13 protein-coding genes and 1 tRNA gene are annotated in these 16,875 nt (G+C 29.1%); 8 read left to right on the forward strand and 6 right to left on the reverse strand.

All coding sequences use genetic code 11. From position 1 onward, the window contains the following. Positions 1-18 precede the first annotated feature (18 nt). The gene (locus GCL60_RS15135; RefSeq protein ID WP_237639070.1) at positions 19-282 is read left to right on the forward strand and encodes a hypothetical protein; all 264 of its coding nucleotides are present in this window, start codon (positions 19-21) and stop codon (positions 280-282) included. Positions 283-1,662: 1,380 nt separating this feature from the next. Next, positions 1,663-3,399, forward strand: coding sequence for an ABC-F family ATP-binding cassette domain-containing protein (locus tag GCL60_RS15140; RefSeq protein WP_153421511.1), 1,737 nt, complete (start codon positions 1,663-1,665; stop codon positions 3,397-3,399). Positions 3,400-3,449: 50 nt separating this feature from the next. On the opposite strand, the gene trxB is transcribed toward GCL60_RS15140, so the two are convergent. After that, on the reverse strand, positions 3,450-4,373 hold the full coding sequence (gene trxB / locus GCL60_RS15145) for a thioredoxin-disulfide reductase (RefSeq protein ID WP_153421512.1): 924 nt from the start codon (positions 4,371-4,373) through the stop codon (positions 3,450-3,452). Between the two features lie 486 nt (positions 4,374-4,859). Between trxB and GCL60_RS15150 the strand changes: the two genes are divergently transcribed. Both GCL60_RS15150 and GCL60_RS15155 read left to right on the forward strand, forming a co-directional pair. Next, complete coding sequence (locus GCL60_RS15150; protein ID WP_153421513.1) at positions 4,860-5,588, forward strand: M15 family metallopeptidase; 729 nt, start codon at positions 4,860-4,862, stop codon at positions 5,586-5,588. Positions 5,589-5,663: 75 nt separating this feature from the next. Beyond that, positions 5,664-6,443, forward strand: a complete 780-nt coding sequence (locus tag GCL60_RS15155; protein WP_153421514.1) for an SDR family oxidoreductase — start codon at positions 5,664-5,666, stop codon at positions 6,441-6,443. 78 nt (positions 6,444-6,521) lie between these two features. On the opposite strand, the gene GCL60_RS15160 is transcribed toward GCL60_RS15155, so the two are convergent. Continuing rightward, entirely contained in the window at positions 6,522-7,283 is a 762-nt protein-coding gene (locus GCL60_RS15160; RefSeq protein ID WP_153421515.1) for a tyrosine-protein phosphatase, read from the reverse strand. A 144-nt stretch (positions 7,284-7,427) separates the two neighbouring features. Next, a tRNA-Leu gene (locus GCL60_RS15165) sits at positions 7,428-7,514 on the reverse strand. Between the two features lie 129 nt (positions 7,515-7,643). Here GCL60_RS15165 and fabG point away from each other — a divergent pair. After that, a complete protein-coding gene (fabG, locus tag GCL60_RS15170) occupies positions 7,644-8,462 on the forward strand; it encodes a 3-oxoacyl-[acyl-carrier-protein] reductase (protein ID WP_153421516.1) in 819 nt (272 codons plus the stop codon). 392 nt (positions 8,463-8,854) lie between these two features. Continuing rightward, entirely contained in the window at positions 8,855-10,126 is a 1,272-nt protein-coding gene (locus tag GCL60_RS15175; protein WP_153421517.1) for a hypothetical protein, read from the forward strand. A 171-nt stretch (positions 10,127-10,297) separates the two neighbouring features. Here the strand turns inward: GCL60_RS15175 and GCL60_RS15180 are convergent, their stop codons facing one another. Continuing rightward, a complete protein-coding gene (locus GCL60_RS15180; protein ID WP_153421518.1) occupies positions 10,298-11,701 on the reverse strand; it encodes an RsmB/NOP family class I SAM-dependent RNA methyltransferase in 1,404 nt (467 codons plus the stop codon). A 5-nt stretch (positions 11,702-11,706) separates the two neighbouring features. Continuing rightward, entirely contained in the window at positions 11,707-13,212 is a 1,506-nt protein-coding gene (gene der, locus GCL60_RS15185) for a ribosome biogenesis GTPase Der (protein ID WP_153421519.1), read from the reverse strand. 140 nt (positions 13,213-13,352) lie between these two features. Between der and GCL60_RS15190 the strand changes: the two genes are divergently transcribed. Together GCL60_RS15190 and GCL60_RS15195 are read left to right on the forward strand one after the other, a co-directional pair. Continuing rightward, positions 13,353-14,726, forward strand: a complete 1,374-nt coding sequence (locus tag GCL60_RS15190; RefSeq protein WP_161998241.1) for a CCA tRNA nucleotidyltransferase — start codon at positions 13,353-13,355, stop codon at positions 14,724-14,726. Positions 14,727-14,736: 10 nt separating this feature from the next. Further along, positions 14,737-15,483 carry an RNA methyltransferase gene (locus tag GCL60_RS15195; RefSeq protein WP_161998242.1) on the forward strand — a complete coding sequence of 249 codons (747 nt, stop codon included), beginning with the start codon at positions 14,737-14,739 and terminating at the stop codon, positions 15,481-15,483. Here the strand turns inward: GCL60_RS15195 and GCL60_RS15200 are convergent. Further along, positions 15,469-16,605, reverse strand: coding sequence for a beta-alanine-activating enzyme beta-propeller domain-containing protein (locus GCL60_RS15200; protein WP_153421522.1), 1,137 nt, complete (start codon positions 16,603-16,605; stop codon positions 15,469-15,471). The genes GCL60_RS15195 and GCL60_RS15200 overlap by 15 nt on opposite strands. Positions 16,606-16,875: the final 270 nt, after the last annotated feature.

The raw sequence follows: 16,875 nt of genomic DNA on the forward strand, positions 1-16,875 counted from the left end.
GCTTATGATTCATTTACAATAAAAAATCAGTTACAAGAATTAGAAGTGAAATTAATTGCTCCTAATAAAATAAATCGAATAAATAATAGGCAAGATGGACGTAATCTTCGTCGATATAAAAGAAGACACATAGTTGAAAATTATTTTGCCGATTTACAAACATTTCGTAGGGTGATTATTCGTTATGAAAGAAAATCAGAAAATTATCTGGCATTTGTGAAACTAGCAGCAATTTGCTTAAATTTTTGGAAATTCAATATTGGTATGAAAATTGTTGCTTGAAATTATGTTGGACAGCCCCTAGAATAAAACTGGATTTACAATGTGGACAAAAGTTCTTGAAAAAGAAATATTTCCTTGACCAAAAAAACAATCAATTCAATAAAATCACTTTGGAGCAAGAACATTTTTATTAGATTTTATCTGGTACTAAGACATTGAAATTAAATCATCATCAAGAATTAAATTACTCTATAATTTCCTAATACATTTTTATATTTTTTTTTAAAATAAAATAATAGTTTAAACTATTGACTAATTATTTAATAAATGATCGATTTTAATACTCATTTTATTTCTATTTTTAATGAAATTAAACGTCTTAAAGAAGAAAATATGTAAAATATAATTATATTTCTCCTGATGGTACTTTATTTAATTAAGCTGAAAATATTCTACAAAATGAGAAACAAATTAATGTAACTGATGATATTTCAGTTCCTTCTGAAACGAATATTGCGCAGAATAGAAGCGGGATCAAAGAAAAAAAGATTCAAAAGAATGACTCCTTACTCTTTGATGAACAATTTTCGCAAAAATCTTTTCCAAGTCTTATCTCAAGAGGTGTTCGGCTTTATAAGGGGCTACATCAATTATAAACAAGTGAGAATGAATTTAATTTATATAATAAAATATAATTTATTATTACTTATTTTTAACGTGTTTACTTAGAATTTTAAGCTCCTTCCCTAGATCACCAATAAATTCTATATTTAATATGTTATTTTTTTGGGTGTCTATCCATGCAATTAATTCGTTTTAAAATCGCATTCAAGATTGACACTTTCCAACATAATAATGTTTTTTTTTGAACTAAAAATTCACAATCAACCGCTCATGAAGACCAAATGATGCCTCATTTATTAACAAAACATGCTATATTTATTAATATAACTTTCTTTCATCACAAAAAATGATAATATTTCAATCAATGCATCATCAAGTGGTTTGAACCACTTTTAGACAAAACTTTTTTGATGAGACAAGCATCATCATTTACACACCCGTTCTAGATTTCACTCTTATTTAGGCTTAGCTATTATTCATGATCTCATATATTAACTGCAAAAAAATATTAAATTATAAATGAATTTTCTTTATTATCGGACAACCTCTCCGCATAAAAGCTTAAATTTATGGCGGATGGCTCACAAAAAAATTTTTCCATTAAATTTAATCCTCTTTTTCAATGATTAATATACCTTCAAAATTTTTATTTTTTTATTTCTTAAATCCACAATATAATTTTATTCTCATACCTCAAATCTATTTGGTAATCTATCCTTCTTGCAAAATAAACTTACGTGAAATAGATTCATATTTTATGCTATTTTATTAATTTAGCAAAATTTAAATCAACTATATAAAGAAATAAACAAAAACATGATATTAATGACAAGCAACCATATTTCTTTTAAATTAAATTCAACTCCACTTTTTTCAGACATCTCATTCTCGCTACATGACTCAGAAAGAACAGCCTTAATAGGAAATAACGGCTGCGGTAAATCTACCCTCATGCGCGTGATCGCAAATCAACAATCGACCGACAAGGGAGAAATTACCTGGCGTCGCAACACCCGCTTAGGCATTATTGAACAATTTGTGAATGAGTCTTTTTTAGACTTAACCATTTTAGAAGCAGTGAAACAAAATTGCTCCACACCTTTATTAAATTCTCCTTGGCAACTTACATCGCTTTTACTTGAAATTGGATTTAACGAGGACTCTTTTACAAAACAAGTAAAAACATTAAGTGGGGGTTGGAAAAATCGCCTTCTTCTCGCCCGCGCCCTCGCTGCAGAACCTGATTTTCTTTTGCTAGACGAACCGACCAATCACATGGATGTAACGACACTCCTCTTTTTTGAGGATTATCTTCAAAATATATCGTTACCTTACTTAGTGATAAGCCATGATCGTGAATTTTTAGATTCATGTACCAATCGAACTCTTTTTTTACGTGACGGAAAAATATTTGATTTTCCATTTTCCTATACAAAAGCACGCCAGGCTTTATATGAAATGGACGCCTCAGATAAAGCCCGCAGACAAAATGAACTCAAAGAAATGAACCGAATTGAGGCTAGTGCAAAGCAGCTTGCGACTTGGGGAAAAATTTATAACAACGAAGATTTTGCAAGACGCGCCGAAAGCATGCGCAAAAGGGTTGAAAAATTACGCGGTAACCTAACAGAGGTAGCCACTGTAGATAAAAGAAAACTAACAATAGAAACCGCAGAAAATCGGGCAAAGTTAGCTGTTACTTTTGAAAAGGTAAACATAAAAACCTCAAATTCGAATGAAGATAAAATTCTTTTTTCAATTGAAAAATTATTTATATCCCGTGGTGATAGAATTGTTATTTTAGGGAAAAATGGGTGTGGTAAAAGTGTATTTTTAAAAACACTTGCTTATTTATGGGCAAATCAACAAACATCTAATTGTTTAGAAACAGGAATTCGCTTTAATCCTCAATGCACTTTAGGTTATTATGATCAAATGCTAGGTGGAGTTCCAATAAATGAACCTATCTTTAAAGTATTGAGAGATATTTCATCTGGTTCTGATTTAGAAGTCAGACATAATTTAGTTGCGACAGGTTTTCCGGTAGAAGAACAACATAAAACCAGTTCTGAATTAAGCGGAGGACAAAAAGCAAGATTACAAATCCTTCTCATTTCAACTTTAAAGCCAAATATTTTAATATTAGACGAACCCACAAATCACATTGATATTGCAGGTTGTGAAGCCTTGGAAAATGAACTGATAACCTCAAAGGTAACAGTTTTTTTCTCTTCCCATGACAGGCGTTTTATTTCAAATATGGCAAATCGATTTTTGCTCGTACACGAGAATAAATTAATTGAAATAAATAATCCCGAAGAATATTATGCCACTGAATTAGTTGCGGATGAAAAAAATTTCGTAACAGCGAGTCCTATTCATAATAAAAATATAAATAATTTTGAATTTAATTCAGAAGATGATATTTTAAAAGCCATTTTAGAAATTGATGAAAAGATAGAAGGAGAGCTTAGACAAAAACCTGCGCGGCAAAACGCACAAAAAATAAAAGAACTAAAAGAGAGAAAATCGCAACTCGAAAGATTAATTTAAAATTAATCTCACCAAAAACTTATTCTCTCTTATTAAAATTAAATTAAAAATTAATGTTCCATACCTTCAATAAATTTTTCTGCCTGAAGTGCCGCTTGGCAACCCCTACCGGCCGCTGTAATTGCCTGGCGATACAATTTATCTTCAACATCACCGGCAGCAAATAATCCAGGTATATTTGTATGTGTTCCATTTTGAGTTAAAATGTAACCTTTTTCATCCATATTAACTAGACCTTTAACAAAATCTGTATTTGGGTGATGACCTATTGCCATAAATAATCCATCTACCATAATTTCATTTGTTTTTCCGGATTTATCTTTCGTTACAATACCTGTGAGGCCTTTATCATTTGCAAGAGTATCAATAACATCTGTACTATAAATAATTTTTATTTTTGGATTTGCAATTACTCGTTCTTGCATAGCTTTACTTGCACGAAATTTATCACTTCTATGAATTAAAATCACTTCACTTGCTAATTTAGATAAATACATTGCTTCTTCCATAGCACTATCACCACCACCTACAACAGCGACTTTTTTGTTACGATAAAAAAATCCATCACAAACAGCGCATGTAGAAAGTCCATAACCCATTAATTTATCTTTACTGGGAAGAGGTAAAGTAATTGCAGACGCTCCTGTTGCAACAATAACAACTTTGGCTTCAATATCTTCTTCGTAATCACGTTTTATTAAAAATGTTCCTTTATTTGTTACCTCTACTTTAGTAACAGAACCTGTTAACATACGCGCTCCTACTTTTTCAGCTTGCTCACGCATGTCATTCATTAATTTGTTACCGTCTATTCCATCTACAAACCCAGGCCAATTTTCTATTATACTTGTCGTTGTTAATTGCCCACCTGGCTGCATACCGCTTATGACTACAGGAGAGAGAGCAGCGCGTGCTGTATAAATTGCAGAAGTAAGACCAGAAGGACCAGAACCAATTATTACAACTTTTTCCATGTATATCTCCAATGTTTTAAAACTTGATTCAAAAATCTAAATCAGAAATAACTTAGACTTCGTCTAAGATATGTCAAGAGGGGTAATTGAATTATGAAACAGAAATTTGCTCTATAAAATTTTATTTCTAATAATGTCATATGTTTAAAACAACTCACAAAATCAAGTTAAAGTTATTTTGCCCTGTCCTTCTTATCATCTCAAATATAGATCCGTATACAGCTGTTTCAATAAATAAACGATATTTTATGCAATAACCATAACCCAAATTAAAAAATTCATTAAATAAAAAATTTAATATTTAAAATAGAATAGAAAATTTCATTTTTTGAATAAAATTAAATTTTATTCAATTTGCATTATTTGACAATAAATAAAATTGAAGTATGTTTCTTAACTGTAGTTTCTAAAAAATGAACTACTAAAATAACTTAATATATCTATATAAAATAGCTTATTAAATTAATATTCTGTAGCGAGAAAATTATGATTAAAAAATTCTCAGAAACACCAATATTTTTTGAATATAAAATTCCCAGTGAAAATGATATTAATTGGCTTAAAAATAACTCTAATGCCATTAATGTTGAACAAAATTTTAGAATAAAATCTCTTCATACATATAAAAATATGAAAATAAATGGAACTCAAGATATTATACTTGCACGTCAAGCAGTTGTGTTAAAACTCAATGAAGCCCTCGAACTGTTACCTAATGAATATACTTTTGCTGTTTTTGATGCTTTTAGAACAATAGAGACACAGTTTGCTTTATTTCGTTATATATATAATCAGCAAAAACAAATGAATCCTTCAAAAACTCATTCCGAACTTTATGACATTACAAGAGAGTTTGTTATTCATCCTAATGAGACATCAAGATACGCCATTCCACCACATAACAGTGGAGGAGCTTTAGATTTAACGCTAAAGCATGAAGATAGTTTTTTAGATATGGGTACTGATTTTGATGCCGTCACTCCTGCTTCTTATACTAATTTTTTTGAACAGGAATTTAATGAAAATTTTGGAATATCAAAAGAAAGATGGCTTTTAATAAGAAAAAATCGAAGAATTCTTTTTAATTCTATGAAATATGTTGGTTTTACAAACTTTCAAGTAGAATGGTGGCACTTTGATTTAGGAGATTGCATGTGGGCTAAAGAACTTGAGCAAAATTGGTATTTCCATTCAATGGAAAAAAGTTTAAAATAACTTTTTTAATTTTGGAGTTTTGATTCAATATATTACGTCTTAATTTTAATCTTATTAATTATTTAGGAGAATTTTATGTCGAATTCAGAAAATGATTTATTTTGGTTAACGGGTGCTTCTTCTGGAATTGGTTATGCGGTTGCTAAAGAATTAGCTCAAAAAAAAGCGCGACTTATTATTTCCTCTCGCAGCGCTGATAAAATGGATGCTAAAATAAATGAATTGAAACAATTAGGAGCCAAATCTGTTGAAACGATTTCAATTGACATTTCTCTTGGAAACTCAAAAGAAAAAGTAGAAAGAACATTGAATGGCAGAAAGCTTAATGGTGTTTTAATTAATGGCAGCGGATATCCTGGAAAAAAATTATCAGATCATAATTATAATGATTTTATAGAAGGAAACAAAAATATTTTAGCAGGGCCAGCTCAATTTATTTTAGATATTCTTCCTTTTTGTGAAGAACAGAACTCAAGTATAGTTGCAATTACAAGCACCTCTGTTAAAGAACCTGTTGGACAACTTCATTTATCTGCTATTTACAGAACAGGCTTTGTCATTTTTCTCAAAAACTTGGCACATGAAATAGGTAACAGAGGAATACGAATAAATAATGTTGGCCCAGGAGCAACAGCTACAGAGCATATGGAAAATTTAGTTAAAATATCAGCAAAAGAAAATAATAAATCTATTGAAGATACAAAAAAAACATGGGAAAAAAGAGCTTCACTTAACAGAATGGGTACTCCAGAAGAAGTTGCAAAGGTTATTACTTTTTTAATGTCTAAAGATGCTTCATTTGTAAATGGACAAACTATTTTAGTTGATGGTTGTTCTACACAATCTTATTTGTAATAAAAAGTTAAATCTACATTCTAAAATGAGATTTTAAATTATTATTTTCTTATTTAATATTTTAAAAATAAATTAAAATTATTTAATAAACTGATCTGCAGCTTTTAATAGTATCTCAGGATTTATATTGCATTCTGTTTCTATAAATTTTGAAACACCACCCTTTGATTGCATTTCTAACATAAAATCTTTCATTCTGCCTATTTTTTGTTTTTCAAGTGCACTTGTTTTTTCGTAATCACATTCAATTGCATTGATCATTTCTGTATTTGAAAGTTTTTTTTGCTCCAACATAATCATAGACATCATTGCTGCAAATGCTCCCGTACGATCACGGCCTACGTCACAATGAAAAAGAAAACTATTTTTTTGAATTAAATCTTGCATTGTTTCTTTAAAAAAAGTGCACATTGAAGATTTAAATTCAGGTCTTTTCCAATTATCTAATTTTTCAATATCACTAATTTCAAATTCTGTATTAGGATGAAAACCATACATTCTTGTTCCATCATTTTTTTCACAATAGTAAGAGTGAGGATCCCAAGGACTAAAATTTAATGAGTATATTTTTTTTGGATTTTGAATTTTATCGCAACTCCAACCAGAAAAATACTTGTTAGAACGAAACATAAGCCCTGTGTTAAAAACATCTCTATTAAGACATTTATTTAAGCTTTCCCCAACATCTCTAAAATTTAAACGATAATCAAATAATCCAATCCAAAGCTTGGGTTCATATTTACTTTTATCACGCTTATAAACATAGCCAATAACAGACGCTATCGAGCCAAGAATAAAAAAGACCGCTAATAATATAATTATAATTTTCTTTTTTTTCATTCAAATTCTCATTTTAACTATTTGAAAATATCATTAAAAAATCAAAGATACTATTTTAACGTAAAGGATTTTATTATTTCTTTCAAATAAATAAAAGCATAATTTTTTGTAGTAATTTCAGGGAAGTAATAGAAATAAAAGGAATGGTGCTCATGACCAGAATCGAACTGGTACACCCTTGCGAATACAGGATTTTAAGTCCTGTGCGTCTACCTATTCCGCCACATGAGCACGAAAGATTACTTATAGCATTAGTTTGAAAATGACAAGGCTTCAAAGAGTATTTACGCAATTTTTTTTTCATGCTAGCGTCAAGGCGTCTATTTCGCTAACTTATTTGCTTATTCAATAGAGGAATATATGGAAAATACAGAAAAAAAACAGACAAGCTTTGCAGACGTTGCTGAAATTGTAAGCAATATTTATGCAAAAAATCTATTAAATGGCAAAGTAGCACTCGTTACTGGTGGTTCTAGAGGAATTGGAAAAGCCATTGCTGTTGCTTTTGGAGCTTTAGGGGCAAAAGTTATCATAAATTATGCTGGAAATTCACAAGCTGCAGAACACACTGTAGCAGAAATATCTAAAAACGGAGGCATAGCTACTTGTGTAAAATTTGATGTTTCTGACTTTAATCTAGTTCAAGATACAATTAAAGCACTTGAAAAAGAACACGGCGGCATAGATATTCTTGTAAATAATGCGGGTGTTTCCAGAGACAACTTATTTGTAAAATTTAAAGAAGAAGAATGGGATTCTACATTAGATACCAATTTAAAGGGTGCGTTTAACTGCTCCCGTGCCGTTGCCATGGGAATGATGAGAAAACGTGCAGGAAAAATTATAAATATATCTTCTGTTGTTGGTTTAACTGGAAATGCGGGACAATCTGCATATGCTGCGAGTAAATCAGGAGTGATCGGCTTAACAAAAGCCTTAGCTTTAGAACTAGCAAGCAGAAACATTCAAATAAATGCGATTGCACCAGGTTATTTTACTACAGATATGACTGGAGCTCTCAGTGAAGAAGTTCTCAAAAAAATTATTGAAAAAATACCATCAGACAAGGTGGGCGATCCCGTAGAAATTGCCAAAGCCGCTGTATTTTTGGCAAGTACTTCATCTAGTTATATCACAGGACAAACTCTTGCTGTTGATGGCGGCATGACTATGTATTAATGAGAATTTTTCTCATTAATACATTAAAATACTTTTTTTATAAATATCATATAAATTTCTTATTTATCCACCTTCAAAACAAGAATAAAGTGTCAATTAAATAGACAATTTAAATTACTTATTAGAATAATATTCAATATTTTAAACAATTTAATACTCAATTAATGTAAATAATAAAGACATAATAAATAATTATTTTTTTATATTTAATTCTTAATTATTTCAAATAACGAATTTCAGGATGAAATTAAAAAAATAGAAATAATATTTTACTATATCAATTAAATTTTCTTTTTTTATTCTGGAGATATTACTAAATGATACCAATATCAACTAACGTCACCTTAGGAAAGAGCTGCCTTAATTCTTTTAAATTTTTTCCGGGAAGTAGATTGCAAAATTTTTCGGATTTAAAGAAAATTAAAAGATTATTTAGTGGCTCAGCGGAAATAAATTTTAATCATTTAATAAGCCGAAGAATTATTATAATTGGACATGGAAGAGAAATAGATAAAAATGTGACAGTAAATAAAAATTGGGCTATTGGATTTTTTGGTGAACCACACAAAATATTAGAACTAAACAATAAATATAGTGCACTCCCAGCTTGTATGTTTTCTGCAGTATTTGGAGTTGATTGGTATGCAAATAAATCATGTTACACAAATGAAAAATATAGTGAAGTAATTAAACACATAGGTGCTGAACCCAATGAAGTAAAAAATAGTTTTACTGATGTAACTTTAAGCGGTGACTATTCTCATCCTCAATGGCAATGGAACATACCTAGTTTTTTTAAAGATCCTAAAAAAAATCTAAATATTTTTTGGAGTAATCCAAAAAAATATATTGAAAGTCTTTTATATTTGCCTAAATCTGGCTCATGGATCAAACAGAGTACAGAAGGAGCTCTTTACAAACAAATTGATCAAATAACTGGAAGCTATGATGATCATAGATCAACCTCTATATCTTCTGCTCAAAAAGGTTATTGGCTTTGGCAATATAATGAACCAAATCGAATAATTGCTGGTAGCTCTTCTGATTCTGACGAAACAAGCGAACAAGAGTTTAATCAAATTCATGAAAGTTATTTTGATTCTGTTCAAGAAATTTTTAAAAAATATTTTGATTACGCTGCAGCTAATTTTTCTTATAAAAATCCAGGTAAATCAAGAATTCAAAATTTCTTAAGATTTACTAAAAGTGATATTCTTCTTGTTCAAGGAAAATCAGAAATAACTTCTTCAAATATTTTAGAATTTTTAAAAAAACAAAAAATAAATTACGAAGAAATTCTTTTTTTATGCTGTCGTGGAAATCAAAATAATCAAGATAAAACAGAAGTAACTAGTTTAAATGTTTTTGAAACAAGATTAAACAGAAATCATTTTAGCAATATTTCACAAAAAAATAAGCAGACAGTAAAAAACGATATTGAAAACATTTACGAATGGTGGAAAAATATATCTTCATATTTACCTCAAATACCAGGACAAACATTTAATGGTTTTCAAAAAATAAATGATTTTTTTAATACAAAGTATAATGATAATATACCACAAGAAATTTTAATGGAAGTATTTCATTTTTTGATGCTAAACTTTATAAAAAGTATGAACCATTTTTATGGCGAATACTATAAAAACTCTAGATTATTGTAGAGCAAAAAATTAATATTTAGTTTATCATTAATATTAAGTAAAATGAGATATTTCAGTAAACTTATAAGCATATATTTGATTTTTTTTGAATAATAATTAGAAAAATCTCTAAATGTTTAGAAAATTGTTAAATTGCTATTTGATAATTAATAATCTAAAAAAATCAATAATTTATTTTTTCTGTATAACAGCTACAAACATAGTATCTGCATTTTCCATTGGAGAACCCAGCATCTTGTGATTTATTATTGTAAAATCAGGATTATTTTTAATAAAACATTCAATAATATTTTCATTTTCTTCATATAACCAACTACATGTAGAATAAACCAAATGACCACCACTACGCACAGCTTCACTTGCTGTTTGTAAAATATTTAATTGAAGATCCATAAGGCTTGAAATATTTTCTTTTGTAATACGATATTTGGAATCAGGATTTCTACGCCATGTTCCTGAAGAAGAACAAGGAGCGTCAACCAATACCCAGTCAAAACCGTTTTTATTTTCAACTTCTTTTTGAAATTGTGGCAAACCTTCCCCATTCCAAGGAAGACAACGAATATTAAAAAAACCACTTTTACGAGCCCGTTTTTTTACTTCTTCTAATTTATATTCTCGTATATCTGAGGCATATATAACACCTTTGTTTTTTAAAAAACTTGCAATTTGTTGTGTTTTTCCACCACCACCAGCACAAGTATCCCAAACAAATTGTCCAAATTTTGCTTCTATATGCTCACCAATTTGCTGACTTGCAAGATCTTGTATTTCAAAAAGTCCTGCTCGAAAAGAATTTAATGCAAATATTCCTCCCTTACCTTCAATAACTTTTAGAGTAAATGAATTATGAACTTCTACTTGAAAGCCTTCTTTTATTAGCTCATTTAATACATTTGTTTTAAATTTTTCATCATTTAATCGAAGCCACATGGGAGGACGACTCTCAAGAAGACTAAAAAAAGAATCTTGTTGATCTTTATTCCAGTTGGAAAGACTAAATCTTTTTTCAATTTGATCTATAAACCATAAAGGAACACTTTGCATAATCATTTGAGATATTAAAATATTATTATGATTTAATTGTTTTTCAATTTCAAGAAAAACCTTTTTTTCATTTAAAAATTCATTCTCATTAGTTTCAATAGAAATATTTTCTTGTAATTTTGCATTCGATGCCAAATAGCGAAGACGGATCCATATAAAAAATCTTTCTTCATTCATTTTGCGGAATGCTTGCAATATATCTTCTACAGATAGGTATTTATTTTTAAAATATTGAATAAAATTTTGAAAATGAATTTCTTTTTTATTTTCTGAATTTATTTTATATTTTAAATTAAAAAAATCCTCGCAAAATAAAGCAAAATAACCGTAACGAATTCCAGCAAATAAACATTCACTATACCAGCGTCTATCGCGACTTCCATATTTTGAATTTTTAGCAAACTCTTGAGCAAGCCATCTATCCATTTGAGGAAGAGTTTCTTGAGAAATAGCGGCACGCCATAATTTATTTAAGTGCAACCAACGGCCTTCGTAATTTTTAGTATTTATATTTTGCTTTTCAGACATGAATTTTATTCCTCAGATTCATCATCGAAAAATTCGATTTCAGCTCCATCTAAAGCCTTCATATCTTCAAATTCCATAGAACGAATATCATCATCATAGTTTCTATCTTTTTGAAAACGAGCTGCTTTTGTCGTTTTAACTCTTTCACCTTTGTCATCTATTGGTGAACGCGTTCTTTCACGGAAAATAATAGAGATTGGAATATCTTTATAGCCAAATGCCTCACGGAAAGCATTTTCAACAAATCTTTTATAGCTAAAATGAAGATCTTGAGGATGTGAACAAAATATAATAAATCGAGGAGGCAAAGTACCAACCTGAGTTGCATAGAAAAATTTAATTCTTTTAGACTTATTTTTAACCATTGGAGGAGTATGTTTTAACAATACTTCTTTCAATATATTGTTTACTTGTGAAGTTGAATTTCTTCGGCTACTTTGATCATATAAATCTATGCACATAGGTATTAGTTTACTAACTCTTAAATTTTCAAGTGCACTCACAAAAACAACAGGAGCATATCTTAAATATCTAAGATCAAGATGAAGTTTTTCAGTAAATTCATTTACAGTATTAGATGTTTTGTCTTTAATTAAGTCCCATTTATTTACAACAATTAATATTGGTTTTCTTAATTCAAATGCATAGCCCGCTACTCGAGCATCTCCATCCGTAGCCCCATCTTCGGCATTGATAACAAGAATGGAAACATCGGCATCTTCAAGACAGGCAACACTTCGAAAAGCAGAAAAACGCTCGAGCTTATCTGCCATACGACTTTTTCTACGAATTCCTGCTGTATCAATCACTCTTAAATCACGGCCATGATATTTTAGGCCTGCATCAACGGTATCACGTGTAGTCCCTGGGCGTTCATCAACAATAGAACGAACTTCTCCAACCAATCTATTTAGAATAGAAGACTTGCCAACGTTTGGGCGTCCAATAATAGATAGTTTTATTGGTGGATTTTCTGGATCATCTCTTTTTTCTTTAGGAGAATTTGCAAAAATTTCAGTTGCCGCGTCGAGAAGATCAGACATCCCTCTATTATGTTCAGCACTTACCGGAAAAATTCTTTGAACACCTAATTTTCTAAATTCTTCTATAAAAATATCATCTTTAGGTAGGTCACATTTGTTTACACAAACAATAAAGTTTTTTTCAGATTTTCTTAAACGGCGGATAAGATCGGAGTCAACGGGGTGAATTCCTTCTCTTCCATCGACCACAAATATAACTGTTTCAGCCTCTTCAATTGCCATTTCCGCTTGTTCGACAAGTTGAATTTTAATATTATCACGAGAAGTTGGCTCAAAACCGCCCGTATCACAGATATAAAATGCTTCCCCATTATGTTCAGCGCGTCCAAAAATACGATCGCGAGTAACACCAGGTTCATTATGTACAAGGCTCTTACGCTCGCGGATAATGCGGTTAAATAACGAGCTTTTTCCTACATTTGGACGTCCGACAAGGGCTACAAGTCGAGTATAAGTTCTTAAAGTCATTTTAGAGTGATCCTGTTTCTGTCTTGTAAAATATGCTAGAAGCTATTCTAGATGCCATGATCCTTTAATTATCATTGAGGCAAATAAAAGGGCAAAAAGAAGAGGCATCATAGCCAATCCACTTGCATAACGGAAAATTTGTGAAACATAAAGCGCTTTTTAAGAATAAGGAATTTTCTCCCTTTTCAAATGTTAGAAAATCTAAGCTTTACCTATCCGCAAAACAAATATGCTCTATTCTTCAAAAAAATGGCCATGAATCCTATTTTGTTGGTGGAGCGATAAGAGATCTTTTAATAAAACCCAATGCAATTCCTAAAGATATTGACTTAACAACATCAGCTACACCTGATGATATTTTTCGTTTGTTTCAAAATACCCAGTTTGTTGGAGAAGCATTTGGAGTTAGTTTAGTTAAAATAAATGATATGCAGTTTGAGCTTACAACATTTAGAAAAGAAGGAAAATATAAAGACAGAAGAAGACCTGAATCAATTTCTATTGGAAGTTTTTTAGACGATGCTAATAGAAGAGACTTTACTATGAATTGTCTTTATTTTGATCCAATTAAAAACAAAATATTAGATCCACATCTTGGTTTAAGTGATATTAAAAATAAAATAATTCGTTGTGTTGGGAATGCTAATGATAGACTATATGAAGATTCTCTAAGAATTTTAAGAATGGCTCGTTTTTCGGCTAACCTTCATTTTACAATTTCAAATGAAAGCTTAGAAGCTGCCAAAAAACAATCTGATGGTATTTCATTATTAAGCAAAGAAAGAATTTTACTTGAGTTTCAAAAAGTGAAATTAGGAAGATTTTACTATTTTTTTGAAGCTTTAAACAATATTTTAGAAATCAATAAAATTATATTCACCAATATTAAAATGGAAGAAAATAACGATCAAAACTTATTTTATAAAAATCCTTTAACTATTGGAAAAATAAAAATAGAAACTCCATATCCATTTTTTAATTTCTTAAAAGTTTTTTTATTTAGCTATAATATTGAACTAAATAATTATCAAAGTATTATGAATGAAATAGAGAATTGGCCTTTGTGCAATGAAGATAAAAAAATATGCCTTCTTTTTTTAAAAAGTATTACTCTAAAGACTAATTTATCGGAAAATACAGATATTGAAGTTCTTGACTTTATTTTTTTTGAATACCTTTCTCAAATTAATGTAATAACAAATAATTTATCCTATGGAGTTTTAATAAATTTATCTATTTTTGTTAAAGACTCTATGCTAAAAGAAACCTTATATAAAATGATAGAATCTAACTCAAAAGAAAACAATACAAAAATTAACACTTCTGAAGTTATTAAATATGTAGAAAAAGAAAATTTAGATAAAAAATATATTTCTTCTATTATCAAATATCTTCAATATATAAATTTAAAAAAAGGTGTTATTCCAAAAGTACAAAGTGTTATTCAATTTAAAAACCAATTTTTTAAAGAATATTTTAATTCTTTAAATTCTAATATTCTTAAACAAAAATGAGATTTCTATTTTGATTATAAATAAAACAAATGACTCCAATAATGTTAGTATTGTTTTGGTTTCACCAGAACATCCTAATAATGTTGGAGCAGCAGCCCGTGCAATGAATAATATGGGTATATCCGATTTACGCCTTGTCAATCCCTGCGAATTTTTAAATAGTGGAGCTGATGGCTCTAAAACATTAGCCGTTCACTCACATTCTATATTAGAAAATGCAAAAGTATTTACCTCATTAAAAGAGGCTATTTTAGATAAAGAAATTATCATTGGCACAACCAACAGAATTCGAGGACATCACAAACAATTGAAATCAATTTGGGAGCTTGATTCTTTTTTATTGAATTTAAATTCTCCAAATAAAATTGCTTTCGTTTTTGGTAGAGAAACTTCTGGCTTGAGTAACCAAGAAATTAATCTATGTAATCATATTATTTCTATCCCAACGTTTGGGCAAAATAATTCATTAAATTTATCTCAAGCTGTCATGATAATTTTATATGAATTTTCAAAATTTAATTACAAAAATACAGAATTAAAAACAATCGAAGATCCTATTGCAAATTCAAATCATATTGAAAAATTAAAAGATAATTTATTTTTAATTTTAAAAAAAATTGAATATATAAAAAATGGGAATGAAGATAAAAAATGGGGCGTTTTTTCTAAATTAATTTCAGATAAAAAATTAACAACAAAAGAAGTAGATATTATTCAAGGCGTTTTAAGCAAAATTAAAAATTTAATCCCAGGGTGAAGGAGTTAATTCTAATTTTTTTCTAAAAGCATATATTTTATGATCGAAACTACTTACATAAATTGAATCATTTTCTCCAAAAGCTATATTAGAGTAAATAGGCCCCCCTATCTTAAAATTCCAGAGCAATTTTCCTTCAGTTGAGATTTCATATATACGACCATCAAACGAACCTACAAAAATATTCCCCAATCGACTTATTTTGGGCTTAGAATAAATTGTTCCACCCGCAATAAAAGCCCATTTTAGAGATCCATTAGGATAAATTGCATATAATTTATGATCATAAGAACCTATGTATAATACTCCATCAGAACCAACAGTAGGACTTGAATAAATCATTTTTTCTGTCTTAAATCTCCACTTTAATGTCCCATTTAAATTTAAAGCATAGACATAATTGTCATAGGAGCCAAAATAAATTGTTCCGTCTTTTGCAAAAGCAGCAGAAGAATAGACATATCCTTCTGTTTCATATTCCCAATTTTTTATTCCGCTTGGATGAAAAGAATATAATTTGTTATCATTAGATCCTATATAAATATTTCCATAATTATCAATTGAGGGACTTGCTGAATAAATTTCAGCACCTGTTTTATAATCCCATTTTTTTGTACCATCAGAATTTATTGCATAAATTTTTTGATCATTAGAACCAAAATAAATTACACCATTTTTATCTATTGCTGGACTAGAATAAATTTCACCACCAGCTTCAAAATGCCATCTCTTTGTACCGTTTGGATTTAATGCATATAATTTTTTATCATTTGATCCAAAATAAATAATTCCATTTTTATCTATTAATGGTGATGAATATATTTTTCCATCAGTTAAATAACTCCAAATTATTTTACCTTCTTTATTAATTGCATATAACTTATTGTCATATGAACCAACATATATTGTTCCAGCCTTTCCTACAGTAATTGAGGAAAATATTGTAGAACCTGTTACTATATGCCAATTATAGACAAGTTTATATGGATTATTATAGTTTCTGGATCGAGGACTGTCATTATTAATATATAAATTAACTGTTGCAGCATTTGTTTCTTTAGATAACAAACAATTTATAATTACAGAGTATAATATAATTTTTCTTAATGAAATATAATTCATATGATCTCCTCTATACAGGTCAAAGTATTTAACTTTGAGAAAGACTTATCATATAAATTTGATAATTTGTAATAAATTTTTGATTATTTTATAATCAAAAAAGTTGCTATTAAATATATTTAAAATTAAACAAATTTAATTAATTCAAAAAATACTAATTTAAAAAGATGACCAAAATCGAAGTAAATAATAGTTATTATTTAAATTTGTATACAAATAAATTTAACTCATTTTTAGATTAAAAATTAAATTTAAGAATTATTTAAGAAA

Origin of the sequence: Silvanigrella paludirubra (assembly GCF_009208775.1) — a bacterium.
Taxonomy (GTDB): domain Bacteria; phylum Bdellovibrionota_B; class Oligoflexia; order Silvanigrellales; family Silvanigrellaceae; genus Silvanigrella; species Silvanigrella paludirubra.